This is a genomic window from Nonomuraea sp. GTA35 (assembly GCF_041950525.1).
In the GTDB taxonomy this organism is placed as follows: Bacteria; Actinomycetota; Actinomycetes; order Streptosporangiales; family Streptosporangiaceae; genus Nonomuraea.
Genome location: NZ_JBGNUV010000003.1, coordinates 959,087 through 981,590 on the forward strand (window position 1 = coordinate 959,087; position 22,504 = coordinate 981,590).

The following is a 22,504-nucleotide window of genomic DNA, read 5'->3' on the forward strand; positions in this document are numbered from 1 at the left end:
CAGTCTGTCTCGGGTGACCTGCCCTCGCCGGGCCCGGAGGAACGTCCGAATTGTCCTAATTATCGGAAAAGTGCGCCGGGACCGGGGAGGCCGCCGCAGGGCGGTTCTCGGCCGCCGTGGGGAGACCCGCGGCCGCGTACGCACCGGCCTCGTCGAGCGTCTCGTGCTCCAGCAGAGCCGTCACGATCGCGTCCAGCTTGTCGCGGTTCTCGGTGAGGATGCGGACGGCGCGCTCGTAGCACTCGTCCACGATCCGCCGCGCCTCCTCGTCCACCATGGCGAGCGTGACGGGCGAGGCCTGCGGCTGCTGGCCGTCGTTGGGCAGGATGGTCAGCGGCCCGACCTTCTCCGACATGCCCCACCGGCCCACCATGCCGCGAGCGATCATGGTGACCTGCTCCAGGTCGTTCTCCGCGCCGGTGGTGATGACGCCGTACACGACCTGCTCGGCCGCCATGCCGCCCAGCGCGCCGGTGATGCGCCCGCGCAGGTACTGCTCGTCGTAGGCGTACCGGTCGGTGTCGGGCGTGGACAGCGTGACGCCGAGCGCCCGGCCGCGCGGGATGATCGAGATCTTCCTGACCGGGTCGGCGCCCGGCTGGAGCATGCCGAGCAGCGCGTGACCGGCCTCGTGGAAGGCGGTCCTGGTGCGCTCCTCCTCCGGCATGACGATGCTGCGCGCCGCGCCGAGCTGCAGCTTCTCCAGCGCGTCGGCGAAGTCGGCCGAAGTGACCTTCTCCTTGCCGCGCTTGGCGGCGAGCAGGGCGGCCTCGTTGACCAGGTTCGCCAGGTCGGCGCCCGTCATGCCGGGGGTGGTCTTGGCGATCTGCTCGGCGCTGACCTCGCCGTCGAGCGGCACGCCGCGCGTGTGCACGGCCAGGATCGCCGCGCGCCCGGCCGCGTCGGGCAGGCCCACCTGCACCGTACGGTCGAAGCGCCCGGGACGCAGCAGCGCCGGGTCGAGGATCTCGGGCCGGTTCGTGGCCCCGATGACGATCACGCCCTCGGCCCCGGAGAAGCCGTCCATCTCGGTGAGGATCTGGTTCAGCGTCTGCTCGCGCTCGTCGTGGCCGCCGATGCCGCCAGCGCCGCCCCTGGCGCGGCCGATGGCGTCGATCTCGTCGATGAACACGATCGACGGCGCCACCTTGCGCGCCTCCTCGAACAGGTCGCGCACCCGCGAGGCGCCCACACCGACGATCATCTCGATGAACTCGGAGGCGCTGGCCGAGAAGTACGGCACCTTGGCCTCACCGGCCACCGCCCTGGCCAGCAGCGTCTTGCCGGTGCCGGGAGGCCCCGCCAGCAGCACGCCCTTGGGCAGCTTCGCACCCAGCTTGCGGTACTTGCCGGGGTCCTTGAGGTAGTCGACGATCTCGACGAGCTCGTTCTCGACCTCGTCGATGCCCGCGACGTCCTCGAACGTGACGCGCACCTTCGCGGCCTCGACCGGCTTGGCCGCCTTGGACTTGCCGAGCCCGCCCAGGCCGCCGCCCATCATGCTGGCGCCGCGCCGCATGATCCAGATCCACAGGCCGGCCAGCAGCAGTACGGGGAGCAGCGACAGCAACAGGTTGGAGAAGAAGCCCCGGGTGATCGGCTGCGAGGTGATCTCGACCTGGCCGGTGGCGAGCTGCTGGTCGAGCTGGTCGGTGTTGGCGAACGCCGGGATCTCGGTGGCGAACTTCGTGTACTGCTCGCCGCTCTCCGGGTTCTTCGCCGCCGACCTCAGGTCGCCCTCGACCGACAGGCCCTGGGCGTAGATGTCCTTGACGTTCTTGGAGTTCACCTGCTTGGTGAACTCGGTGTACGAGATCGTCTCCACCGAGCCGCTGTCGACGAACGACGACACGACGAAGAAGCCCGCGTAGACGACGAGCAGGGTGACGATGAAACGCCACCAGTTGATCTTGGGCTTGCCTCCGGGCGTGCCCGGCAGGCCCTCCGAGCGCCAGGGCGGCTTGCCCTTGCCCTTGTTCGAGGCCTGCGGCGATCCAGAGCGTTCCACGGCGTCACTCCCCAATATCGCCGCATTTATGATCTTTCTAGCCTAGAACACGCACCCCTGAGGCCACGCGGCCGATATCACGCCACTGCTTGCGCTGCGAGTCAGGCACTGTTACGAACGCAAGACCTGGTTTGCTCATTCCCCCGTCCACCACCACGACCGCGGCGCGTGACGTGCGCTTGCCGTAGGTGACGCGGTAGACGAGCATCCAGCCGCGCCCGACGGGCTGCGAGGCCAGCCACGTGATCCTGGAGCCCCTGGGATGGTGGTTGAGCGTCCAGCGGGCGGCCAGCAGGGCCGTGTCGCGCGGCGACTCCTGCTCCATGATCGGCAGCGGGCAGGTGACGAACATGCCGCGCAGGCTCGTGCCGCGCTGCTTGGGCAGCACCTGCTTGGTGGTGAACGGCGCCGCCCCGTACGACTTCCACGGCCTCGGCAGCTTCACCACGGCCAGCCCCGTCCGCGTGTCCTGGACGAAGCGCCTGCCCGGGGAGCGCGCGGCCATGCGCTTCACCCCGCGGGTGAGCCGGGGGACGCGCGGGTCGGCGTACAGGGCCTCCATGGCCGTGTAACCGGGCGACAGCGAGACGCCGGGGCTCGGCGTCCCCCGGGGAGCGGAGGACGACGCCGCCGCCGGGGTCGTCGAGGCGGCGGGAGACACACTGGGAGACGCACTGGGGGACGCGCCGGGGGACGGTGCGGAGCCGGACGAGGGCGGCGCGGTCGGCGGCGCGGTTACCGGCCCCGCCACGACCTCGTCCGGCTCTGACGGGAGCACCACGACCACCGCCACGGCGACGACCGCGGCGGCGGCGGCCACGGCCAGCCCCCGGTACACCACCCGCATGCGCAGATCGCCGATGCGGGAGCGTCTGGGCGGAGAAGTCGGGATCCCACGCTTTTCGACCGTTCTCACTCGGGAACCCTTGATCTCATCTTCCCCATGGAGCACGACGGGAGCGTACGACATATCCCGCCATCGCGCTCCGGAAGCTACCGAAGTGCAATCATGGCGTGGTGGAACAGGTTGAGCTGCGATTCGACCACGCCTCGCGAGCGGCCCAGACGCACACGAATCTCTCCGCCATCCGGCAGAGCACCACCGGCCTCTGGGTGGCCGGCGACGAGACCGCCTCCTTCGAGCACCTGACGTGGACCGGTGACCACTACGGCGACCAGCGCACGTTCATGCTGGCCGACTACATCGCCCTGCCCGCCGGACCGCAGGACGAGGCGGACATCGAGGGCCTGGCCCGGGCGAACGGGTACCTCTGGCTGGTCGGCTCGCACAGCCTGAAGCGCAGGAAGGTCAAGTCCAAGGACCCGGAGAAGGGCGCCGAACGGCTGGCCACGGTGATCAGGGAGGAGAACCGCTTCATCCTGGCCCGGCTCCCCCTGGACCCCCGCACCGAGCTGCCCCTGCGGGGCTCGGTCCTGTCGGGCGCCCACAGCCTCACCGCGCACCTCAGGGACGATCCGCACCTCGCGCCGTTCCTGGCCCTGCCGGGCAAGGACAACGGGTTCGACGTCGAGGGCATCGTCGTCACGCCGGACCGCGTCTACGTGGGCCTGCGCGGCCCCGTCCTGCGCGGCTGGGCGGTGGTGCTCGAGCTGCGCGTCGAGGACGCGGGCAAGGGGCGGCTGCGGCTGAGCGAGCCGTACCGCAAGCACTTCCTGAACCTGGGCGGGCTCGGCGTGCGCGACATGTGCCCGGACGGGAACGCGCTGCTGCTCCTGGCGGGGCCCACCATGGACCTCGACGGCCCCGTACGGGTGGTGCGCTGGCGGCCCGGTGACAAGCGCCACGGCGTCGTCCCCGCCGACGAGCTGGAGACCGTGCTGGAGCTGCCGTACGGCGTCGGCTGCGACCACCCGGAAGGGCTGGCGCGGATGTCGGACGGCCGGCTCATCGTGGTCTACGACAGCCCGTCGCCCGCCAGGATCACCCCGGCGGGCGGCGTGCTCGCGGACGTCTTCACCCTCTGATCACGCGGACGTGTTCACGATCTGGCGACGCGGCCGGCCAGCCAGGGCGCGTCGGCCACGAACGTGCACGAGCCCGGCTCGATCTCGGTGAACCCCGCGTCGCGCACCACGGGCAGCCCGGCCGCCACCATGGCCTCGAAGTCGCCCTGGGTGGCGGCCGTCCGCACCGACACCGCCAGCCCCCGCTCCCGCCAGGCCGCCCGCTCCCCCGCGTCGCTGGCCCACCAGGCGAGCTGGGCGGCGTGCCCGGCCTGCGCCATGGCCTTGCCCGCGGACATCTCCAGCGCCGGGTTGGCCCACAGCACCGGCGGCTCGGCGGGCCCAGGCGCGGCGGGGTCGGTCAGCTCGGTGCCCGACACCTGCAGCCGGGCCAGGTCCCGGGGCCAGTCGTCGAGGGGCACGGGCGGGTGCACGCGTACCTCGGCGGTGCGGTGCCCGATCGTACGGCCGGGCAGCGCCACGGCCCGGCGCCACTCGGCGCCCCTGGCCCGGCGCACGACCTTGCGGATCTTGCCGGTGGACTCCCAGGCGTGCACCTCATCGGCGAACTCGCCAGGGTCGTCCAGCAGGCTCAGCACGGCCATGGCGGCCGCCTCCAGGGCGTCGGTGCGCTCGGGAGGCGCCGCCCTCTCGATCCGCACGACCAGGGGCAGGACATAAAGCTCGGCGTTCATCGCCCTCTAGCATGCCCGATGGCCAGCGACATGCCGGCGGCGAGGAGGCACAGGGCTCCGGCGGCGTACCAGGCCAGGTCGTAGGCGCCCAGGTGGTCGCGGGTGAGCCCGGCCCCGACGGCGGCGAACGCGGCGCCGACCTGGTGCGAGCCGAACACCCAGCCGAACACCACGGCCCCGTCGGCCCCGTAGATCCGCCGGCACAGCGCCACCGTGGGCGGCACCGTCGCGACCCAGTCCAGGCCGTAGAAGATGATGAAGATCAGCATGCTGGGCTCGGTCGTGGCCGCGAACAGGCTGGGCAGCACCATCAGCGACAGCCCGCGCAGGCCGTAGTAGACGCCGAGCAGCACCTTGGGGTCGATCTTGTCGCTGAGCCAGCCCGAGGCGATCGTGCCCGCGATGTCGAAGATGCCGATGATCGCCAGCAGGCCCGCGGCGACGGGCTCGGCCATGCCGTGGTCGTGGGCGGCGGGGATGAAGTGGGTGCCGACCAGGCCGTTCGTGCTGGCCCCGCAGATCGCGAAGCCGCCCGCGAGCAGCCAGAACGGCCGGGTCCGCGCCGCCGAGGCGAGCACGGTGACGGCCCGCAGCGCGGCGTTGGTCCTGGAGGGCTCCGTGCGCACCGCGCCGGGCGGCGCGCCGAGCGCCGTCGTGCCCACGTCCTCCGGGCGGTCGCGCAGCAGCCACCACACGAACGGCACCACGGCCAGCGCCGCCACGGCCACGGTCACCGAGGCGAAGCGCCACCCGGGCCCCTGCGCGAGCTGGGCGAGCACCGGCAGGAACACGAGCTGCCCGGTCGCGCCTGCGGCGGTGAGCACGCCGGTCACCAGGCCGCGGTGGCGCACGAACCAGCGGTCCACCACCGTCGCCGCGAACACCAGCGCCATCGACCCCGTGCCGAGCCCGACCAGCACGCCCCAGCAGAGCAGGAGCTGCCAGCTCGCCGACATGAACACGGTGAGCCCGCTGCCCGCCGCGATCAGCAGCAGCGCGACGGCCACCACGCGGCGCATGCCGAAGCGGTCCATGAGGGCGGCGGCGAAGGGGGCGGTCAGGCCGTAGAGCACCAGGTTGACGGAGACGGCCAGCGAGATGGTGCCGGCCGACCAGCCGAACTCCTCCTGCAGCGGCGTGATCAGCACGCCGGGGGTGGCGCGGAAGCCGGCTGACCCCAGGATCGCCACGAACGCGACGGCCGCGACGTACCAGGCCCGGTGCAGCCCGCGGCGGGTGGGCGAGTTGGTGCTCACTATCATGCGCCAATCCTGATTTATCCCCTTACGTGGTCACGAGTGGCCGGAAAGCCAATATGTGCAAGAATCCGGCCATGGAACGTCATCGCGTCGCCGTGGTGGTGCTCAACCACTTCGCCCCGATCGACCTCGGCGTGCCGGGCCAGGTGTTCTGGGCGGCGGAGACCGCGTCGGGCGAGAAGCTGTACGAGGTGGTGACCTGCTCGGAGGGCCGCATGCCGGTGCGGTGCAGCGCGGGCTACAGCGTGCTGCCCGACCACGACCTCGACGTGCTCGACAGCGCCGACACCGTCGTGGTGCCCGGCATCCACGCGGGCCGGCCGCTGAAGGACGGCACGATCAAGGACACGCTGCGCGCGGCCCTGCAGGGGCGTCCGCGGACGATGTCGATCTGCACGGGCTCGTTCGTGCTGGCGGCGGCCGGGCTGCTCGACGGCCGCCCGGCCACCACGCACTGGCGCGAGGCGGGCCGCTTCGCCGAGCTGTTCCCGCAGGTCAAGCTGGACCCGGACGTGCTGTACGTGGACGACGGCGACGTGCTGACCTCGGCGGGCGTGGCCGCCGGCCTGGACCTGTGCCTGCACGTGATCAGGCGCGACCACGGCAGCGAGGTGGCCAACCGGGCGGCCAGGCGCTGCGTCATGCCGCCGTGGCGGGACGGCGGCCAGGCCCAGTACATCGACCGCCCCCTCCCGCTGGGCGAAGGCGGCGGCACGGCGGCCACCCGCGACTGGATGCTCGCCCACCTCGACGCCCCGCTCGACCTGAACGCGCTGGCCGAGCACGCCAGGATGAGCGTGCGCACGTTCACCAGGCGCTTCCGCGAGGAGACCGGCCAGAGCCCGGCCAGATGGCTGAACGGGCAGCGCGTGCAGCACGCCAGGCGCCTGCTGGAGACGACGGATCTCGGTGTGGAGGAGGTGGCCAGGCGGGCGGGCTTCGGCACGGCGGTCTCGCTGCGCCAGCACCTGCACGCGGCCGTCGGCGTGTCACCGCTGGCCTACCGCCACACCTTCCGCCGCACGCCCTAGACTCACGCGATCATGCGCGCCGCCGCCGTCCACCTCGGCACCTGACCTGGTCCGGCCGCGTGCCGGGGCGCCTTCCAGGAGTCGCGTGCGTGGGTCAGGCGGGTGCCAGGGACTCGCCGAACCAGATCTGCAGCGCCTGCTCCAGCGTCTCGTCCGGCGTGCCCGCCCACGCCACGTACCCGTCGGGCCGCACCAGCACGGCCTCGGGCCCGTCGCCCGGCACGACGTCCACACGCCCGTGGCGGACGCGCAGCCCGCCCGTCGCGTCGAGCAGCACGGGCCGCGCCCGGGCTCCGGCGCCGGCGGGCAGGTCGGCCAGGAACCGGCCGACCAGCGGGTGCCGGAGCCCGGGCGGCGCGGGCATCGGGTAGACCACGTCGGCCCCGGCCAGCAGGGCGGCGATGCGCCGCAGGGCGTCGCTGTCGCCCAGCAGCTCCCCGAACACCTGCCGCAACGCCGTCACCTCGGGCCCCGGCGCCGTCAGCGCGAGCTGGGCCTGGGTGTGCATGGCGACCCGCTCGGCGGCCGGCCTGCGCTCGGCGTCGTAGGTGTCGAGCAGCCCGGGCGGCGCCCAGCCCCGTACCTCGGCGGCGAGCTTCCAGGCCAGGTTGGCGGCGTCCTGCAGGCCCAGGTTGAGCCCGGGCGCGCCCATCGCGGAGTGCACGTGCGCGGCGTCGCCCGCCAGGAACACCCTGCCCTCCCGGTAGCGGTCGGCCACCCTGGTGTTGCGGCCGTTCAGCCTCCGCAGCAGGTGCGGCCCCGGGCCGGTGGGCTCGGCCAGCGGCAGGTCGGCGCCGAGGACCCGGGCCAGGCTCGCGCGCAGCTCGGCGATGGTCATCGGCACGTCGTCGCCGGGCGGCGCGGAGTCCCACTCCAGCGCGGCGACCGTGAACACGCCCGGCCCGGCCGGCAGGATCGCGTAGGCCCCGCGCTCGGTCCTGTGCCAGGTGTAGAGCACGAGCGTGCCCACCTCCGGCACCTCCAGCTCGACCTGCCTGGTCACCGCCCCGGGGATGGTGACGTGGGCGGTGCGGCTGACGACGTCGGCCGCGTGCACGCCGGGAAACCCGATCCCGCTCAGCTTCCTGACCGTGCTGTGCGCGCCGTCGCAGCCGACCAGGTAGCGCGTACGGAGCCGGTACGGCCCGCCGGGCGCCACCAGCTCCAGCGTCACCCCGCCGTCGTCCTGGGCGAAGCCGGCCAGCTCGTGCCCGCGCCTGATCTGCACGCCGAGCTCGATCGCCCGCCTCTCCAGCAGCTCCTCCAGCTCGGGCTGCCTGATGCCCATGCCGTGCAGCGGGTTGTCGTCGAGCCCGGCCAGGTGCAGCGGCATCGCGCCGAACACGAACGCGGGCATGGCCGCCTCCTGCCCGGCCAGGCCGCGCCGGCGCAGCAGCCGTACGACCTGGCCGATGATCCCGTTGGCCTTGGGCTGGTCGCTGCGCCGCGGCAGGCGCTCGACCACGAGCGGCGTGACTCCGGCCAGGCTCAGCTCGCAGGCCAGCATCAGCCCGTTGGGCCCGCCGCCGGCGATGACGATGTCCATGAACGTCTCCTTACTCGGACGGGGCGGGCAGCCCCGCGGCCAGCGCGCGCAGGCAGTCGCGCAGCAGCGGCACGAGCGGCACGGGCGGGTCGGCCCGCAGCCAGTGCGCGACGCCGGCCTGCACGGCCGCGGTGACGGTGACCGCGACCAGGGAGGGGTACAGGTCGCGAGCGGGGTCGGCGCCGACACGCTCGGCGATGGCCGCGGCCAGCTCGCCGTCGGCGGCGAACGCCACCCGCAGCGACTCGGCCCGCAGCGCGGGTTCCTCGCTGAGCATGCGGATGCCCGCCAGCAGCTCGGGCGGCGGGGCCGTGTCAGCGGTGCCGGCGTGCTCCGCCCAGGGCCGCACCATGGCCTCGGCCAGCGCCTCCCAGAGGGGCTCGCCGGGCGGCCGGGCACGCAGCGCCGCCACGGACGCGCGCACGCGGTCGGTGTGCCGGGCGGTGATCGCCTCGTACTTGCTGGAGAAGTAGTTGTTGTACGTCCTGGGCGAGACCCCCGCCTCGGCGGCGATGTCCTCGACCCGGACGTTCTCCAGCCCGCGCGTCAGAGCCAGCCGGAGCGCGGCCGTCATCAGCGCCTCCCGCGTGGCCTGCTTCTTCCGCTCCCTCAGCCCGGTCACGCCACCGACTCTAGGCTAAACTTGCGTGATCAGCAAATTTTCTGGTCACGCAATTTATTGGCGCCCGCCCGTCCAGCAGCGGCACTCAACCGCACGGCCCCCTCGGGTGTCCTTGGAGGGCGGAGGTGCGAGTGGAAGATCCGACGTTCGAGACTTTCGTGGCGCAGCGACTGCCTGCGCTCTATCGCTACGCCATGGTCCTGACCCAGAACCGGCACGACGCCGAGGACCTGGTGCAGGAGGCGCTCACCCGCACCGGCCTGCGCTGGGCCGCCGTCAGGCGCAAGGACTCCCCCGAGGGGTACGTGCGCACGGCCATGATCCGCATCATGGCCAACCGGTGGCGGCGGCCCAGGCGGGAGGTCAGCGTGGCGGCGCCGCCCGAGCCCGCGGCCGAGGACCTCGGCCTGGAACGCCTGCTGGACGACGCGGGGGTGCGTTCCCGGATAGCCGAGCTGCCACCCCGTACGCGGGCCGTGCTGGTGCTGCGTTACGTCGAGGAGCGCAGCGACGAGGAGATCGCCCGGCTGCTGGGCTGCAGCCGCGGCAGTGTCAAGAGCCAGGCGTCGCGGGGGCTGGCCCGGCTCCGCGAGGCCGCCGACCGCGCGGAGGTGGACCATGGATGACCTGGAGAACCGGCTGGCCACGCTGCTGGGTGAGCCCGGCGCGGGAGATCCGCCGCCGGACCTGGCGGGCCGGATCCACCGGGCCGTGGCCACCAGGCGCAGGAACCGCCGCGCGGCCTGGCTGGCAGCGGCGGCCTGCGCGACCGCCGTGCTGGTCGCGACGCCGCTGGCCCTGCGGAACGGGGGCGGCGACACCGCCGCGACGGTCGATCCCAGCCCGCTGCCCACCGTGACCGTGACCGCCACCGCTCCGGAGCCCTCTCCCAACCGGCCGGCGCCCACGAGAACCGTCACGGCCTCCCCCGAAGGGGCCGCCGGGCAGGCGTTCGAGGAGCGGTTGCGCCGCCTGGTGGCCGTGACCGGCATGGTCGAGGTGGAGGCGCGCACGGCGGCCGGCGAGCCGTTCACGCCGTCGGCGCTCGGCTCCGACGGCACCGTGCTCGGGCTGACGCCCGGCGGCGCGGCGGCGGAGGTGCCCGCGACCGGCGGCGCGGCCGGGGACGCCGGCTTCTCCGCGCAGTCCGGCCTGGGGGCCGCCGAGGGGCTGCGTACCTGGACGGAGGGCGGCGAGCAGCGCTGCCGCACGGCCGACGGGACCACGCACACGGTCAGCCCGCAGGGCGCCGACCCCAAGGCGCCCGTCTGGGTGGACGGCGGCGCGATCGCGGGCAGCGACGTCATGCGGCAGCCCTGGGTGGCCGCCGGCTGCGGCGAGCCCGGCAGGACGGTCACGGACGGCCGGCCCGCCGCCGGGACGGCGGTGGCGTTCTCCTACCCCTACCTGTTCACCGTGGAGCCGGCCAACGACAGGAAGCTGCGGCTGGTGGACGTGCGCACGCTGGCGGTCGCGGCCGAGCATCCGCTGCCGACAGGGGTACGGGCGCACAGGATGGGCAAGCCGCTGCAGAAGTGGTACGCGGCCGCCACCGACACGGCGTTCGTCTGGGTGGCCGGGGGCGTGCTGCGGTCGGTGAAGCATGACAACTGGCGGCTGGAGGGGTCGTTCGGCGCGGTGCCGCAGCCCGGCAAGGGCGAGCAGGCCCGGATGACGGCCGGGGACCGGCTGGTGGCGTACACGACGGGCAGCGTCTCGCTCGTGCACGATCCGCAGACGGGCGTCACGCTGAAGCAGCGCGGCCTCGTGCTGGTGGCCGGCCCGTGGCTGCTGTGGCAGGAAGGCGGGAGCTACCGGCTGGCCCGCGTGCGGTGAGCCGCTCAGGCGGGCAGGTGCTTGTCGAACCAGTGGTGCGCGTAGCGCTCGTCGCTGAAGGCCGGCACCTCGGCGTAGCCTGCCGACCGGTAGAGGGCGATGGCCTCGGTGAGGGCCCGGTTGGTCTCCAGGCGGAGCGTGCGCACGCCGTGCGCGGCGGCGCGCGACTCCGCCTCGGCGAGCAGCCTGCGCCCGAGCCCCAGGCCCCGGGCCGACGGGGCGACCCACATCCGCTTGAGCTCGGCCGTCGCCGACCCGGGGTGCAGCTTCAGCGCCACGCAGCCCACCGGCTCGGCGCGCATGGTGGCGACCAGCAACATCCCGGCGGGCGGCCGCAGCTCGTCGTCGGTGGCGGGGAGGCTGCGCGCCGGGTCGAACCCGGACTCGAAGCGGCGAGCCAGCTCGGCGACGTAGGCCGTCAGGCAGTGGCGGGCGCCGGGATGCCCGGGGTCGAGCACGCCGATCTCCACCATGGAGGCGAAAAGCAGGCGCTCGACCTCGGACATCGCGGTCACCAGCCGCTCGCGCTGCCCGGCCGGCAGCCGCCCGAGCATGGACGCGGCCGCCTCGTCGGAGCGGCGGTCGAGCTCCTCCCGCTCGGCGGCCCCCGCCGGGGTGAGCCTGGCCGTGCGGACCCGCCCGTCGGGCCCGCCGGCCTCGACCACGATCAGGCCGTCGGCCTCCAGGGCGCGCAGCAGCCTGCTCAGGTATCCGGAGTCGAGCTCCAGCCTGGCCCGCAGCGCGCGCAGCTCGCTGCCTTCCGCGCCGATCTCCCAGAGCAGCCGCGCCTGCCCGAGCGGCCGGCCGCGACCCATGAAGGCGTCATCGAGCGCCCCGACGCGCTGCGTCACGGTCCGCTGGAAGCGGCGCACCCGCGCGATCGCCGTAGCATCCATTCCCTGACCTTAGTCAGAGAATCTCAGACCCGCCAGGGGTCGGCGATGGGGACCGTGCTGTAGTCCTCGCCGGCGACCGGGTGGATCTCCTCCCAGTGCACCCAGCGGGCGTTCCCCTCGTGACGCACGCCGCCGTGCGCCTCCAGCGTGCGGGGCGGCCACAGCAGGTATCCCCACCGCGCCCCCTGCGCGTCGTCACCCCAGGCCAGCAGGTAACGCGCCGTACCGTCGGGGACCGCCGCCACGATGGGCGGCCGCCAGATCTCAGGTAGTTCCACAGGGCTCATGCGTACCATCATACGAACGCCAGTTCGACACCGCTATGGAATGGGCCCGGAAACACGAAAAGCCCGCCCGATCAAGCCGATCGGACGGGCTGCTGTGGAGCTATGGGGATTCGAACCCCAGACCTCCTCCATGCCATGGAGGCGCGCTACCAACTGCGCCATAGCCCCTCGTTGCGTGTAAAAGTGTATCCGACTCCGGGACCACCTGAGCACGCCTCGACCGAGGGGCCAGTGACGATCAGCCGACCGATTCGGCCCTTCCGATGAGGGTGGCCAGCTCGGAGACCATCGGATCCTCGGAGGTGGACGCCAGCCGGGCGGCGTGCTCGCGCAGCTCCGGCAGGTCCAGGCCGAAGGCCTCCCGGTCCCTCAGGTACGTCGCGAACGCCGCCACCACGACGTCCACCTGCAGCCGCAAGGGCGCCTCGGTCCAGATGCCGCCGGCCAGGTCGCCGGAGTTCAGCGACTCACCGGACTCCGAGGCGGTCCTGGTGTCGGGGTCCTGCCAGCGCACGGTGGCCTGGGCGAGCTGGCCGTCGGCGCCCGGCTTCAGCTTGAGCGCGTACAGGGCGGTGACGGAGTGGCCGGGGCCGATCTCGCCGCCGTCGCGGCTGTCGTCGCGGAACTCCTCCGTGGCGAGCGCGCGGTTCTCGTAGCCGATGAGCCGGTAGCTCTCCACCACCGACGGGTTGAAGACGACCTGGGCCTTGGCGTCGCGGGCGCGCAGGTCGAGGGTGGCGGGCAGCTGCGTGGTGAAGAGCCTGGTGGCCTCCTCCTCGGTGCTGACGTACACGGCCATGCCGTCGCCGGTGTCGGCGAGCCGCTCCATCAGCTCGTCGCCGTAGTCGCGGCCGACGCCCACCGTGAGCAGCGTGAGCTGCTTGGCGGCCTGCTCCCTGACCTTGCCCGAGAGGCTCTGCCACACGGTGTCGCCCTGGTTGGCCAGGCCGTCGGAGAGCAGGATGACGCGGTTGGTGGCGGCGGGACGGAACGCCTTGGACGCCTCCTGGTAGCCGGCGAGCACCCCCGCCTCCACGTTCGTGCCGCCGGAGACGGTCAGCCGCGTCACCGCCGCGCGCAGTTCCTCCCTGGCGGTCAGCGGGGTCATGGAGGCCAGCACCTCGGCCTCCTCGCTGAAGGCGACGATCGAGACCTGGTCACCGGGGGCGAGCTGGTCGAGCAGCTTCAGCAGGGCGGACTTGACCAGGTCCAGCCGGCCGTCGTCGGCCATCGAGCCGGACACGTCCACCACGAACGTCAGGTTGGCGGGCCGCCGCTGGGAGGAGTCGGAGGCGCGCGTCTGCAGGCCGACCCGCAGGACGGCCTCGTCCCGCCGGGGCAGCTTCGCGCCGTCCACGTGCACGGTGAACCCGTCGTCCGGCGGCTGCGCGTAGTCCTGGCGGAAGGCGTTCACCCATTCCTCGGGCCGGATCTCGCCGGGCGCGGGCCAGCGGCCCTCCTGAAGGGTACGGCGGGCGTAGCCGTACGAGGCGGTGTCCACGTCCAGGGCGAACGTGGAGATCTGCGCGCTCGCGGTGTCCCGCTCGCTGTCCTCCTGGGGTGACGCGGACGCCTCGGTGCCGCCGGTTTCGGCCTGTTCCGGTAGGGCCGGTTGCCGGGGCGCGGCGGTCCCCGCCGAAGCGTTCTCGTCGCTGGTCGCCTGGTTGCCACCGCCGCCACAGGCCGTCAAGCCCAGGAGGGCGACAAGCCCCACGCCAACCACCAAAGGGCGAAATTTCATCTCAACCACCTCCGAGCCGTACGACGGAATGCGCCCGGCCACGGCCGGGCCGGTGACGCAAGCGAGCGCAAACCGCGATCAATACGTGATCAGTTGTGACGAATGAGGAAGATGAGGTAAGCCTGGTGCCGTGCGTGTCTATTTGGCCATGGCCACAAAGCGGCAGGACATTTCCCCGGCGGTTCTGAATAGAGCTCGTTCCGTAATCGAATGGGCCTTTCCGGTGCCCGCCGAGGTGATTCGCGGCCGGGAATGGCACGGCCGGGGTGTCTCGCTGTTCGCCTGGACCAACGAGCCCGACGACTCCCGGCAGCCGCCGCTGATCTCGCATCACGGCGGACGGGCCGTCGGGCTCAACGGCCATCTGGCCGACCCCGCCGAGGTGGCGGCGCTACCGGACGACTCCGTGGGCGGCTGCTTCTCCGCCTGGTTCGCCCGCGACGGCGAGGTGGGCGCGAGCACCGCGATCAACCGGGTCTGCCCCGTCTTCTACGCCGAGACGCCCGAGCTGCACGTCGTCGCCAGCCGCGCCCTGCTCGCGCACCTCGTGGCCCGGCCCGACGACCGGATCGACTTCGACGTGCTCGCCCTGCAGTCGATGGTCAGGCAGGGGTTCTTCCTGTCGGACGAGACGCCGTACAAGGGGGTGTCGGCGCTGCGGCCCAGCTCGCGCCTGGTGGTGCGGGACGGCGTGCGCGCCATCACCGAGACCCCGCTGCCGGAGGCGGCGCCCGCGCCCACGTCGGCGCGGCACAAGCGGGCGGCGGTCGGCGAGCTGGCGGACGCGCTGCTGGCGACCGTCGCCCCGCTGCGTGACCTGGGCGAGCCGGTGAACCTGGCGCTGACCGGCGGCCGCGACACCCGCATCCTGGCGGCGCTGCTGCACGCGGCGGGGGTGCCGTTCAGGACGACGACGAACGGGCTCGACACGCATCCGGACGTGATCCTCGCCCGCATGATCGCGGAGCGGCTCGGCGTGGAGCACACGGTCATCGCCCCGCCGCAGACCGCCGCCAAGGACGCGGTGCTGGTCGAGCATCCGCTCAGCCGCGCCTGGGAGACGCTGCGCACGTGCGAGGGCATGACCTCGGCGTACGAGACGATCGTGAGCTACCTGCCCTACTCCGGCAAGCCCACCATGTCAGGCCAGAGCGGCGAGACGCTGCGCGCGGGCAGCCTGAACCTGCTGCAGAGCGACCTCGGCGACAAGGCCCTGCTGAAGCGCATCGACACGACGTTCCGCAAGGACGCGAAGCTGTTCACCGCCGAGGCCAACGAGCACGCCCGCGCGCTGGCCGAGCCGTGGCTGGCGCGGCCGAACCGGCTGGAGGCGCTGGACCACCTCTACATCTGGTACAAGGTGGGCCGCTGGCAGGCCAGCGCCCGCGCGGGCTCGTTGCGGCGCGGCGACCCCGTGCGGCCGTTCCTGGACAATCGCGTGGTGCGGGCGGCGCTGAGCCTGGACCAGAGCTGGCGGCTCTCCGAAGAGGTCATCTATACGCTGATCTTGCGGTTTGCCCCGAAATTGCGGGATGTTCCGATCGAGGGAAAGCCGTGGCGTTTCGCCGAAGGCGCGGCCCCGCCGCGCAGGTTCCCCTGGCCGTCCCGCCTGCCCGCCCCTCCCCCGCACCTGCCCACCGCCAAGACCGGAGGCGGGTGGAGCTGGCGGACCAGCCCCGGCCCCGCACTCACGGACGTGCTGCGCGAGCAGGTGCTCGGCAGCCTCGACGCCCTCGCTCCGATCGTCGATCCGGACGAGGTCCGCGCCCTGTTCGCCGACCCGGTCGTGCGCAAACCGGCGCTGGCCTGGCATCTCTACACGGTCAGCACCCTGCTGACCGGCCTGTATCCCGGCAAGGCGCCCGAGGACCTGCCGCGGATCACGGTTTCCAGGCCGGATCCCGGCCGATGAGCCCGAGGAAGCGGTCGAGCGCCGGGGCGTCGTCCGGCACCGCCACCTCGGCGCCGAACGCCCCCTGCTCGCGGCCCTTGGGCGCCATCTGCGCGGCGAACGCGGCCAGCAGGGTGGCCGTCTCCTCGTCCACCTCCCAGTCGAGGCCCGTCGCCCTGGACAGGTCCCACCCGTGGGCCACGAGGTCGGTCAGCGCCATGTTGGCCAGCACGGCCCTGGGCAGGCCGCCCATGGGCTCGCTGACGCCCTCCCACGCCTCGGGGCGCTCGTAGACGGCGAGCATGCGCTCGACCCGCTCGGGGAAGTCGCCGGTGTACTCCTGTTTCGGCGGCACGAAGGGGCCTCCGACGGCGACGGACTCGAACAGGGAGGCGCCCCACTCCATGTGGTTGAGCAGCGCCCTGACGTCGTATTCCGAGCACGGCGTGGGCAGCCCGAGCCGGTCGTCCCCGATGGCGCGGACGAGCTCGGTGGTGCGCCCCGCGGCGCGCTTCATCAGTGGCAGGATCTCGTTCATACGTTCTAGTCTGCCAGCGCGGCGTTCTCCACCCGTACCCGGACGGCGAGAAGTGCCGCATTCGTGATCGTGAACACCAGGGCGGTCACCCAGGCCGTGTGCACGAGCGGCAGCGCGATGCCCTCGGCCACCACGGCGACGTAGTTCGGGTGCCGCAGCCACCGGTACGGCCCCCGGTGCACCAGCGGCAGGCCCGGCACCACCACGACCCGCGTGTTCCACTGGTGCCCCAGCGTGCGGATGCACCACCAGCGCAGCCCCTGGGCCAGGACGACGACCGCCAGCATGGGCCAGCCGAGCGCGGGCACGAACGGCCGGCCGAGCAGCCACACCTCGGCCGGCGCCGCCGCCAGGAGCCCCACGTGGGCCAGCACGATCCAGGGGTAGTGCCGCCTGCCGTGCTCGATACCGCCCCTGGCCCTGGCCCAGGCCAGGTTGCGCCTGGCCACGACGAGCTCGGCCAGCCGCTCCGCCACGACCAGGCCGATGAGCAGCGCGTACGCGCTCACCAGTGCAGCAGCAGCAGCTCGGCGGAGAACCCCGGGCCCAGCGCCATGAGCACGGCGGGGGCCCCGGGCCTGCCCCGGGTCTCCTGGAGCACGTGCAGCACCGAGACCGACGACAGGTTGCCGTGTTCGCGCAGCGAGCTCCACGTCACGTCGAGCGCCTTGGCGGGTAGGCCGAGCGTCTGCACGATCTTCTCGATGACCTTGGGGCCGCCGGGATGGCAGACCCAGGTGGCGACCTGCTCGGGCGTCAGGCCGTAGTCGGCGAGGAACTCCCTGATGTCGGCGGCCAGCACCTGCTCCACGAACTCCGTCAGGTCCGCGTCCAGCACGATGCGGAAGCCGTGGTCGCCGACCTCCCAGCCCATCAGGTGCTCGGTCCCGGGATAGAGCCGGCTGCGGGTGGCGACGACCTCGGGACCGGCCCCACGCCCCGTCGCGACGACGGCCGCCGCGCCGTCGCCGAACAGGCCGCTGGCCACGAGGTTGGCGATCGAGGTGTCGTCGCGCTGGATCGTCAGCGAGCACAGCTCCACGCACACCAGCACCGCCACGTGGTCGGGCCAGCCCCGCAGGTAGTCGTGCAGCCGGGAGAGCCCGGCGGCGCCCGCCGCGCAGCCCAGGCCGAACACCGGCACCCGCTTCACGTCGGGCCGCAGCCCCATCCGCTGGGCCAGCTTGGCGTCGAGCGAGGGCGTGGCCAGGCCCGTGGTCGAGCAGAACAGCAGGTGATCGACCTTCTCGGGGCGCACGCCGGCCTTGTGCAGGGCGCCCGCCAGGGCCCGCTCGCCGAGTTCGAGGGCGAGCTCGACGTAGGCGTCGTTGGCGCGGGCGAAGGAGTCGAGCTTGGCGTAGTCGGCCAGCGGCAGCGCCAGGTTGCGGCCTCGTATCCCGGTGGCCTCGTGGAATCGCCTCAGCAGCTTCTCGTCACATTCGGTCAGCCGGGAGAACGCCTCGGTGATCTCCGCCTGCTCGTAGCGGTGATCGGGCAAAACGGTCTGTACTCCCGAAATATGCATATATCTCTCCTGCCGCGGAGAGGCTGCAGCTAACATGCGGGCATGCTGCTGCCCCCACCGGTCAGACCGCACCGGGTCGCCGTGCTGGCGTTCGACGGGATGGCGCCGTTCGAGCTGAGCTGCGTCGTCGAGCTGTTCGGCCTGCCCAGGCCCGAGCTGGAGAGCGCCTGGTACGACCTCACGGTGTGCGCGGAGACGCTCGATCCGCTGCGCGTGGTCGGCGGGTTCACGATGACGGCGGCGCACGGGCTGGACACGCTGGCCGGGGCCGACACCGTGATCGTGCCCGGCGTGGCCGACGTCCGGGGGCCCGTCTCCGCGCCGCTGGTCGCCGCCCTGCGGGAGGCGCACGAGCGGGGCGCGCGCATGGTGTCGATCTGCTCGGGCGCGTTCGCGCTGGCGGCGGCCGGCCTGCTCGACGGCCGCCCGGCCACCACGCACTGGCGCCACGCCGACCTGCTCCAGGAACGTTTCCCCGCCGTCCTGGTCAACCCCTCCGTCCTGTACGTGGACGACGGTGACGTGCTGACCAGCGCGGGCAGCGCCGCCGGGCTCGACCTGCTGATCCACCTCGTACGCCGCGACCACGGCCCCGGCGTGGCCAACACCGTGGCCCGCCGCCTCGTCGTGCCACCGCACAGGGAGGGCGGTCAGGCCCAGTTCATCCAGGCCGCGGTGGCCCCCGTGGAGGACGACGACGCCGTGGCCAGGGCGATGGCGTGGGCCATGGACCATCTGGCGGAGCCCATCACCGTGGCCGGCCTGGCCGGCGTGGCGCACATGGCGGAGCGCACGTTCATCAGGCGTTTCAAGCGGCAGACCGGCACCAGCCCGCTGCGCTGGGTCATCTCGCAGCGGGTGGCGGCCAGCCTGTCGCTGCTGGAGTCGACGGGTGCGCCGGTGGAGGAGATCGGGGCGGCGGTCGGGTTCGAGAGCCCGGTGACGTTCCGGCACCACTTCACCCGCGCCATGCGCACCTCGCCGTCGGCCTACCGCAAGGCGTTCAGCGCCTGATCCCCCGGGGGGCTCAGCGCGTGAGCCGCCAGAGCGAGGTCACCTCGGCGGCCCGGGCCGCGTGCAGCGGGTCGTCCGCGTCGGCGGCCCGGCGGTGGCGGGGCGGGACGTCCAGGCGACCGGCCACCCGCAGCCCCGCCTGCTCGAACTCCGCCAGCAGCTCGCCCCTGCCGCGCAGCCCCAGGTGCTCGGCCAGGTCCGACAGGATGAGCCACCCCTCACCCCCCGGCTCCAGATGCTCGGCCAGCCCGCCCAGGAACCCGCGCAACATCCGCCCGCCCGGGTCGTAGACGGCGTGGTCGAGCGGCGAGACCGGCGTGGCGGGCAGCCACGGCGGGTTGCACACGACCAGCGGCGCGCGCCCCGGCGGGAACAGGTCGGCCCGCACCACCTCCACCCGGTCGTCCAGGCCCAGCCGGGCGACGTTGTCGCCGGCGCACTCCACGGCCCGCGCGTCGAGATCGGTGGCCACGACGTGGCGGACGCCGCGCCTGGCCAGCACGGCCGCCAGCACGCCGGTGCCGGTGCCGACGTCGAAGGCCAGCCGGTCGCCCGGCAGCGGCGCCTCGGCGACGAGATCGACGTACTCGCCCCTGATCGGGGAGAACACGCCGTGGTGCGGGTGGACGCGGGCGCCGAGCGCCGGCACGTGCACCCCCTTCTTGCGCCACTCGTGCGCGCCGATCAGGCCGAGCAGCTCGCGGAGCTGGCCGACCGCGGGCGGGGCCTCGGGCCCGAAGACCTCGGCGCACGCCTCCCGCACGTCGGGCGCCCTGCGCAGCGGCACCACGTGGCCTTCCGCGTACGGGACGAGCAGCATGCCGAGCGTGCGGGCGCGCTGGGACTGCGCCTGGCGGTGGAGGTGGAAGCCGCTGCCGGGCGCGGCCGGCTTGCAGCGCCGCCCCATGGCGCTCAGGAGCTGGCGGGCGTTGTGGAAGTCGCCCCGCCACAGCAGCGCGGTGCCCTCGCAGGCCAGGCGGTAGGCGGTGGCGGCGGTCATGCGGTCGTCGGCGGCGACGACACGCTTGGGTGGCGGCGCGCCCAGCGCGGAGCGCCAGACCGCCGAGCGCTCCTGTCCGGCCTCGGTCCATGGGATCATCGCCCCCCGACCGTTTCACGGACGCCGCCCCACGGCCACCGGTTTTCCGGGCGGGCCGTTCAGGGCAGCAGCCCCCGTACCAGCGCTCGCACCCCCTTGGCGTAGGTGTCGCGGGCGGTCAGCTCCTGCCACCGCTCCCCCACCTCGCTCAGCCTGGGGAACTCGGCGGCGTCCAGCTCGGCGAACACCCGCTCCCGGTAGGTGGTCCCGCCCTCCTCGCGCCGCGCGCGGGCCGCCGCCTTGGCGGAGATCTCACCGGCCGTGTAGTGCCAGACGATCCGGTACGCGTCCACGGCCTCCTCCATCGTCAGCCCCGCGCGTACGGCGGCGTCGACGATCTGCTCCGGATACCACAGCGCGCCCACCGAGAGCAGGTCGTCGGCCCTGAGCACGTCCACGGCCCACGGGCGGCCGGACAGAGCCTCGTGCATGGCGACCGCGGCGGCCACCAGCCGCTCGCGCGGCTCCTCGGGCAGCTCGGGCCGGGGCGCGGTGGCGGCGTAGGCGTCGAGCAGCAGCAGGAGCAGCTCGTCCTTGTCGCGCACGTGGTGGTAGAGCGCCATGGCCGTGCTGCCGACCTCCTTGGCCAGCCGGCGCATGGTCAGCCCGGCCACGCCGTCCTGTTCGAGCACCCGGTTGGCGGCGGTCACGATCTCGGCCCGGGAGATCTTCGGCGGTCGTCCTGTACGCGTCGGCATCTTGCCATGTTACTTTTTATACATGTATAAAAACTTCTGGGTCGTGGCGGTGCTCGCCTTCGGGGTGGCCGTCGGGACCCTGCAGATGACGGTGCTGGTGCCCCTGCTGCCGGGCCTGGAGCAGCGCCTGGACGCCCCGCTGACCACCGTTTCCTGGGCGCTCACCGCCGGGCTGCTGTCGGGCGCGGTGTCGATCCCGCTGCTGTCGCGGCTCGGCGACATGTACGGCCGGCGCCGGGTGTCGCTGGTCGCGCTCGGCCTGCTCGTCGCCGGATCGGCGCTGGCCGCCGCCTCGGAGACGCTGGCCCCGCTGATCGCCGGCCGGGTGCTGCAGGGCGCCGCCGCGCCGCTGCTGCCGCTGGCCATGGGCCTGGTCAGGGAGCTGGTGCCGGCCCACCGGCTGCCGAGCGCGATCGGCGTGCTCAGCGCCACGATCGGCGTCGGCAGCGGCGGCGGGATGATCCTCGCGGGGCTGCTCGACGGGGATCACCGGGCGGTGTTCTGGGCCTTGACCGGGCTCGGCGCGCTGAGCTTCGCCCTGGTGGCGGTGGTGGTGCGGGAGACCCCCGTACGCGGTGCGGGGCGGCCCGACCTGGCCGGGGCGGCGCTGGTCACGGCGTGGCTGGTCTGCCTGCTGCTGGCCATCGGCAAGGGCGCGGCGTGGGGCTGGACCTCACCGCCGACGCTGGGGCTCCTGGCCGCCGCCGTGGTGGTGGCCGGGGTGTGGGTGGCGACCGCCCGGCGCACCGCCGCGCCGCTGATCGAGATCCCCATGCTCCTGCACCGGGGAACGGTGGGGGCGACGGTGGCCTCGTTCCTGCTCGGATTCGCCCTGTTCACGGCCATCACCACGGTGTCGGCGGTGGCGCAGGGCCCGCTCGGGGCCTCGGTGCTGCAGGTCGGGCTCTACCTGCTGCCCACGACGGTGCTGATGCTCGTGGTCTCCGTGCTGGCCGGCCCGCTGATGCGCCGCTTCACCGCCTCCTCGCTGGTGGCGGCCGGCTCGGCACTCGTGGCGGTCGCCGCGCTGTGGCTGGCCGTGTCCAGGTCGTCCGGAGCCGACCTGTACGCCGCCGCGACCGTGCTGGGGCTGGGCATCGGCCTCGGCTACGCGGCGCTCGGCACGATGGCGGTCGAGCACGTGGAGCCGGCCAAGACGGCGGCGGCCGGCGGGATCAACGCGCTGGTCAGGGTCGTCGGCAGCAGCGTGGCGGGCGCGGTGGGCGCGGCGGTGCTGTCGGGCGGCGGCGCCGGGTGGAGCTTCGGCGTGGCGGCGGTGGCGGGCGTGCTGGCCACGCTGTTCGCCGCGATCCATGGCGGCCTCTCGCGAAAGGTACCGGCATGACGGACGAGCGGCCGGCTCCCTGCGGCGCTTCGGCTCGGCGAGCTCGGGGTCCCACCCGGTGCGCTCCTCCCACCGGCGACGCTGACGTACCGGGTGGCCGGTACGTCAGCCGATCAGAGCGTGTAGTCGAACGTGTAGGAGTGACCTCCGTCGGGGCCGATGACGACGCCCATCTCTCCCCTGAGACCGCGCAGCTCGCCCGTGCCCGAGTCGGCGACGACCCTGATGCGCAGCGACTGCTCCCCACGGTCGCTGATGGCGTCGTGCTGGACGGCGAAGCTGCCCGCGCGCCCGTGCAGGGTGCCCTCGATGCGCTCCAGCGCCACGTACGAGCGCGACTCCTCCACCGGGGTGGTGGCCATGAGCATGGTGACGAGGCTGGTGCCGGTCAGGTCGCCGGAGAAGGTCTTGGTCAGCGTCACCGCGCCCAGCGTGACGCCGTCACGCTCGTCGTACGGGGGCTGCGGCGTCCAGCCGGCGGTCTCGAAGGTTCCCTTTGCGGTCATGA

22 protein-coding genes and 1 tRNA gene are annotated in these 22,504 nt (G+C 73.3%); 7 read left to right on the forward strand and 16 right to left on the reverse strand.

Annotated features, from left to right (window positions below; genetic code table 11):
• Positions 1–55: 55 nt before the first annotated feature.
• Both ftsH and ACBJ32_RS17905 read right to left on the reverse strand, forming a co-directional pair.
• Positions 56–2,008 carry an ATP-dependent zinc metalloprotease FtsH gene (gene ftsH, locus ACBJ32_RS17900; protein WP_375127678.1) on the reverse strand — a complete coding sequence of 651 codons (1,953 nt, stop codon included), beginning with the start codon at positions 2,006–2,008 and terminating at the stop codon, positions 56–58.
• A 37-nt stretch (positions 2,009–2,045) separates the two neighbouring features.
• Positions 2,046–2,855: a hypothetical protein gene (locus ACBJ32_RS17905; protein WP_375127679.1), complete on the reverse strand. Its 810-nt coding sequence runs from the start codon at positions 2,853–2,855 to the stop codon at positions 2,046–2,048.
• A 167-nt stretch (positions 2,856–3,022) separates the two neighbouring features.
• Here ACBJ32_RS17905 and ACBJ32_RS17910 point away from each other — a divergent pair, with 167 nt between their 5' ends.
• Positions 3,023–3,994 carry a DUF3616 domain-containing protein gene (locus tag ACBJ32_RS17910; RefSeq protein WP_375127680.1) on the forward strand — a complete coding sequence of 324 codons (972 nt, stop codon included), beginning with the start codon at positions 3,023–3,025 and terminating at the stop codon, positions 3,992–3,994.
• A gap of 14 nt (positions 3,995–4,008) precedes the next feature.
• Here the strand turns inward: ACBJ32_RS17910 and ACBJ32_RS17915 are convergent, their stop codons facing one another.
• Both ACBJ32_RS17915 and ACBJ32_RS17920 read right to left on the reverse strand, forming a co-directional pair.
• Positions 4,009–4,668 carry a peptidyl-tRNA hydrolase gene (locus ACBJ32_RS17915; protein WP_375127681.1) on the reverse strand — a complete coding sequence of 220 codons (660 nt, stop codon included), beginning with the start codon at positions 4,666–4,668 and terminating at the stop codon, positions 4,009–4,011.
• Positions 4,665–5,930 (reverse strand): MFS transporter, encoded by a 1,266-nt coding sequence (locus ACBJ32_RS17920; RefSeq protein WP_375127682.1) that lies wholly within the window; start codon positions 5,928–5,930, stop codon positions 4,665–4,667. Before ACBJ32_RS17920 ends, ACBJ32_RS17915 begins: the two co-directional genes overlap by 4 nt.
• Positions 5,931–6,001: 71 nt before the next feature.
• On the opposite strand from ACBJ32_RS17920, the gene ACBJ32_RS17925 reads away from it, so the two are divergent.
• Entirely contained in the window at positions 6,002–6,958 is a 957-nt protein-coding gene (locus ACBJ32_RS17925) for a GlxA family transcriptional regulator (protein WP_375127683.1), read from the forward strand.
• Positions 6,959–7,052: 94 nt separating this feature from the next.
• Here the strand turns inward: ACBJ32_RS17925 and ACBJ32_RS17930 are convergent, their stop codons facing one another.
• Positions 7,053–8,504, reverse strand: coding sequence for an FAD-dependent monooxygenase (locus ACBJ32_RS17930; RefSeq protein WP_375127684.1), 1,452 nt, complete (start codon positions 8,502–8,504; stop codon positions 7,053–7,055).
• 10 nt (positions 8,505–8,514) lie between these two features.
• Complete coding sequence (locus ACBJ32_RS17935) at positions 8,515–9,126, reverse strand: TetR/AcrR family transcriptional regulator (RefSeq protein WP_375127685.1); 612 nt, start codon at positions 9,124–9,126, stop codon at positions 8,515–8,517.
• 125 nt (positions 9,127–9,251) lie between these two features.
• Between ACBJ32_RS17935 and ACBJ32_RS17940 the strand changes: the two genes are divergently transcribed.
• Positions 9,252–9,752, forward strand: coding sequence for a SigE family RNA polymerase sigma factor (locus ACBJ32_RS17940; protein ID WP_357867330.1), 501 nt, complete (start codon positions 9,252–9,254; stop codon positions 9,750–9,752).
• Positions 9,745–10,962 carry a hypothetical protein gene (locus ACBJ32_RS17945; RefSeq protein WP_375127686.1) on the forward strand — a complete coding sequence of 406 codons (1,218 nt, stop codon included), beginning with the start codon at positions 9,745–9,747 and terminating at the stop codon, positions 10,960–10,962. Before ACBJ32_RS17940 ends, ACBJ32_RS17945 begins: the two co-directional genes overlap by 8 nt.
• A gap of 5 nt (positions 10,963–10,967) precedes the next feature.
• On the opposite strand, the gene ACBJ32_RS17950 is transcribed toward ACBJ32_RS17945, so the two are convergent.
• The 4 genes from ACBJ32_RS17950 to ACBJ32_RS17965 form a co-directional block, all read right to left on the reverse strand.
• Positions 10,968–11,858, reverse strand: a complete 891-nt coding sequence (locus tag ACBJ32_RS17950; protein WP_375127687.1) for a GNAT family N-acetyltransferase — start codon at positions 11,856–11,858, stop codon at positions 10,968–10,970.
• A 23-nt stretch (positions 11,859–11,881) separates the two neighbouring features.
• Positions 11,882–12,145: a hypothetical protein gene (locus ACBJ32_RS17955; RefSeq protein ID WP_357867321.1), complete on the reverse strand. Its 264-nt coding sequence runs from the start codon at positions 12,143–12,145 to the stop codon at positions 11,882–11,884.
• 95 nt (positions 12,146–12,240) lie between these two features.
• Positions 12,241–12,313, reverse strand: a tRNA-Ala gene (locus tag ACBJ32_RS17960).
• Positions 12,314–12,383: 70 nt separating this feature from the next.
• Positions 12,384–13,859 (reverse strand): von Willebrand factor type A domain-containing protein, encoded by a 1,476-nt coding sequence (locus ACBJ32_RS17965; protein ID WP_375127688.1) that lies wholly within the window; start codon positions 13,857–13,859, stop codon positions 12,384–12,386.
• Positions 13,860–14,109: 250 nt separating this feature from the next.
• Here ACBJ32_RS17965 and ACBJ32_RS17970 point away from each other — a divergent pair, with 250 nt between their 5' ends.
• Positions 14,110–15,798, forward strand: coding sequence for an asparagine synthase-related protein (locus ACBJ32_RS17970; protein ID WP_375127689.1), 1,689 nt, complete (start codon positions 14,110–14,112; stop codon positions 15,796–15,798).
• Here ACBJ32_RS17970 and ACBJ32_RS17975 read toward each other — a convergent pair.
• Genes ACBJ32_RS17975 through ACBJ32_RS17985 form a run of 3 tightly spaced genes read right to left on the reverse strand, consistent with a single transcriptional unit; the run spans position 15,767 to position 17,840 of the window.
• A complete protein-coding gene (locus tag ACBJ32_RS17975) occupies positions 15,767–16,315 on the reverse strand; it encodes a TIGR03086 family metal-binding protein (protein ID WP_375127690.1) in 549 nt (182 codons plus the stop codon). The two genes, ACBJ32_RS17970 and ACBJ32_RS17975, sit on opposite strands and share 32 nt — an antisense overlap.
• A gap of 5 nt (positions 16,316–16,320) precedes the next feature.
• A complete protein-coding gene (locus tag ACBJ32_RS17980) occupies positions 16,321–16,824 on the reverse strand; it encodes an isoprenylcysteine carboxyl methyltransferase family protein (protein WP_375127691.1) in 504 nt (167 codons plus the stop codon).
• On the reverse strand, positions 16,821–17,840 hold the full coding sequence (locus ACBJ32_RS17985; protein WP_357867306.1) for a 3-oxoacyl-[acyl-carrier-protein] synthase III C-terminal domain-containing protein: 1,020 nt from the start codon (positions 17,838–17,840) through the stop codon (positions 16,821–16,823). Before ACBJ32_RS17985 ends, ACBJ32_RS17980 begins: the two co-directional genes overlap by 4 nt.
• Positions 17,841–17,882: 42 nt before the next feature.
• On the opposite strand from ACBJ32_RS17985, the gene ACBJ32_RS17990 reads away from it, so the two are divergent.
• Positions 17,883–18,854 (forward strand): helix-turn-helix domain-containing protein, encoded by a 972-nt coding sequence (locus tag ACBJ32_RS17990; protein ID WP_375127692.1) that lies wholly within the window; start codon positions 17,883–17,885, stop codon positions 18,852–18,854.
• 13 nt (positions 18,855–18,867) lie between these two features.
• Here the strand turns inward: ACBJ32_RS17990 and ACBJ32_RS17995 are convergent, their stop codons facing one another.
• Positions 18,868–19,953, reverse strand: coding sequence for a methyltransferase (locus tag ACBJ32_RS17995; protein WP_375127693.1), 1,086 nt, complete (start codon positions 19,951–19,953; stop codon positions 18,868–18,870).
• Positions 19,954–20,012: 59 nt separating this feature from the next.
• A complete protein-coding gene (locus ACBJ32_RS18000) occupies positions 20,013–20,651 on the reverse strand; it encodes a TetR/AcrR family transcriptional regulator (protein ID WP_357867300.1) in 639 nt (212 codons plus the stop codon).
• A gap of 22 nt (positions 20,652–20,673) precedes the next feature.
• Here ACBJ32_RS18000 and ACBJ32_RS18005 point away from each other — a divergent pair, with 22 nt between their 5' ends.
• Positions 20,674–21,996: an MFS transporter gene (locus tag ACBJ32_RS18005; protein ID WP_375127694.1), complete on the forward strand. Its 1,323-nt coding sequence runs from the start codon at positions 20,674–20,676 to the stop codon at positions 21,994–21,996.
• Positions 21,997–22,109: 113 nt separating this feature from the next.
• Here the strand turns inward: ACBJ32_RS18005 and ACBJ32_RS18010 are convergent, their stop codons facing one another.
• Positions 22,110–22,502, reverse strand: a complete 393-nt coding sequence (locus tag ACBJ32_RS18010) for a DUF3224 domain-containing protein (RefSeq protein ID WP_375127695.1) — start codon at positions 22,500–22,502, stop codon at positions 22,110–22,112.
• Positions 22,503–22,504: the final 2 nt, after the last annotated feature.

What these genes read in the sequence shown, in the direction of transcription:
- ACBJ32_RS17995 (WP_375127693.1), bottom strand. Translation starts at nt 19,953, where the DNA reads ATGATCCCATGGACCGAGGCCGGACAGGAGCGCTCGGCGGTCTGGCGC.
- ACBJ32_RS18005 (WP_375127694.1), top strand. Translation starts at nt 20,674, where the DNA reads ATGTATAAAAACTTCTGGGTCGTGGCGGTGCTCGCCTTCGGGGTGGCC.
- ACBJ32_RS17950 (WP_375127687.1), bottom strand. Translation starts at nt 11,858, where the DNA reads ATGGATGCTACGGCGATCGCGCGGGTGCGCCGCTTCCAGCGGACCGTG.
- ACBJ32_RS17920 (WP_375127682.1), bottom strand. Translation starts at nt 5,930, where the DNA reads ATGATAGTGAGCACCAACTCGCCCACCCGCCGCGGGCTGCACCGGGCC.
- ACBJ32_RS18000 (WP_357867300.1), bottom strand. Translation starts at nt 20,651, where the DNA reads ATGCCGACGCGTACAGGACGACCGCCGAAGATCTCCCGGGCCGAGATC.
- ACBJ32_RS17945 (WP_375127686.1), top strand. Translation starts at nt 9,745, where the DNA reads ATGGATGACCTGGAGAACCGGCTGGCCACGCTGCTGGGTGAGCCCGGC.
- ACBJ32_RS18010 (WP_375127695.1), bottom strand. Translation starts at nt 22,502, where the DNA reads ATGACCGCAAAGGGAACCTTCGAGACCGCCGGCTGGACGCCGCAGCCC.
- ACBJ32_RS17955 (WP_357867321.1), bottom strand. Translation starts at nt 12,145, where the DNA reads ATGAGCCCTGTGGAACTACCTGAGATCTGGCGGCCGCCCATCGTGGCG.
- ACBJ32_RS17975 (WP_375127690.1), bottom strand. Translation starts at nt 16,315, where the DNA reads ATGAACGAGATCCTGCCACTGATGAAGCGCGCCGCGGGGCGCACCACC.
- ACBJ32_RS17915 (WP_375127681.1), bottom strand. Translation starts at nt 4,668, where the DNA reads ATGAACGCCGAGCTTTATGTCCTGCCCCTGGTCGTGCGGATCGAGAGG.
- ACBJ32_RS17985 (WP_357867306.1), bottom strand. Translation starts at nt 17,840, where the DNA reads ATGCATATTTCGGGAGTACAGACCGTTTTGCCCGATCACCGCTACGAG.
- ACBJ32_RS17905 (WP_375127679.1), bottom strand. Translation starts at nt 2,855, where the DNA reads ATGCGGGTGGTGTACCGGGGGCTGGCCGTGGCCGCCGCCGCCGCGGTC.
- ACBJ32_RS17925 (WP_375127683.1), top strand. Translation starts at nt 6,002, where the DNA reads ATGGAACGTCATCGCGTCGCCGTGGTGGTGCTCAACCACTTCGCCCCG.
- ACBJ32_RS17990 (WP_375127692.1), top strand. Translation starts at nt 17,883, where the DNA reads ATGCTGCTGCCCCCACCGGTCAGACCGCACCGGGTCGCCGTGCTGGCG.
- ACBJ32_RS17930 (WP_375127684.1), bottom strand. Translation starts at nt 8,504, where the DNA reads ATGGACATCGTCATCGCCGGCGGCGGGCCCAACGGGCTGATGCTGGCC.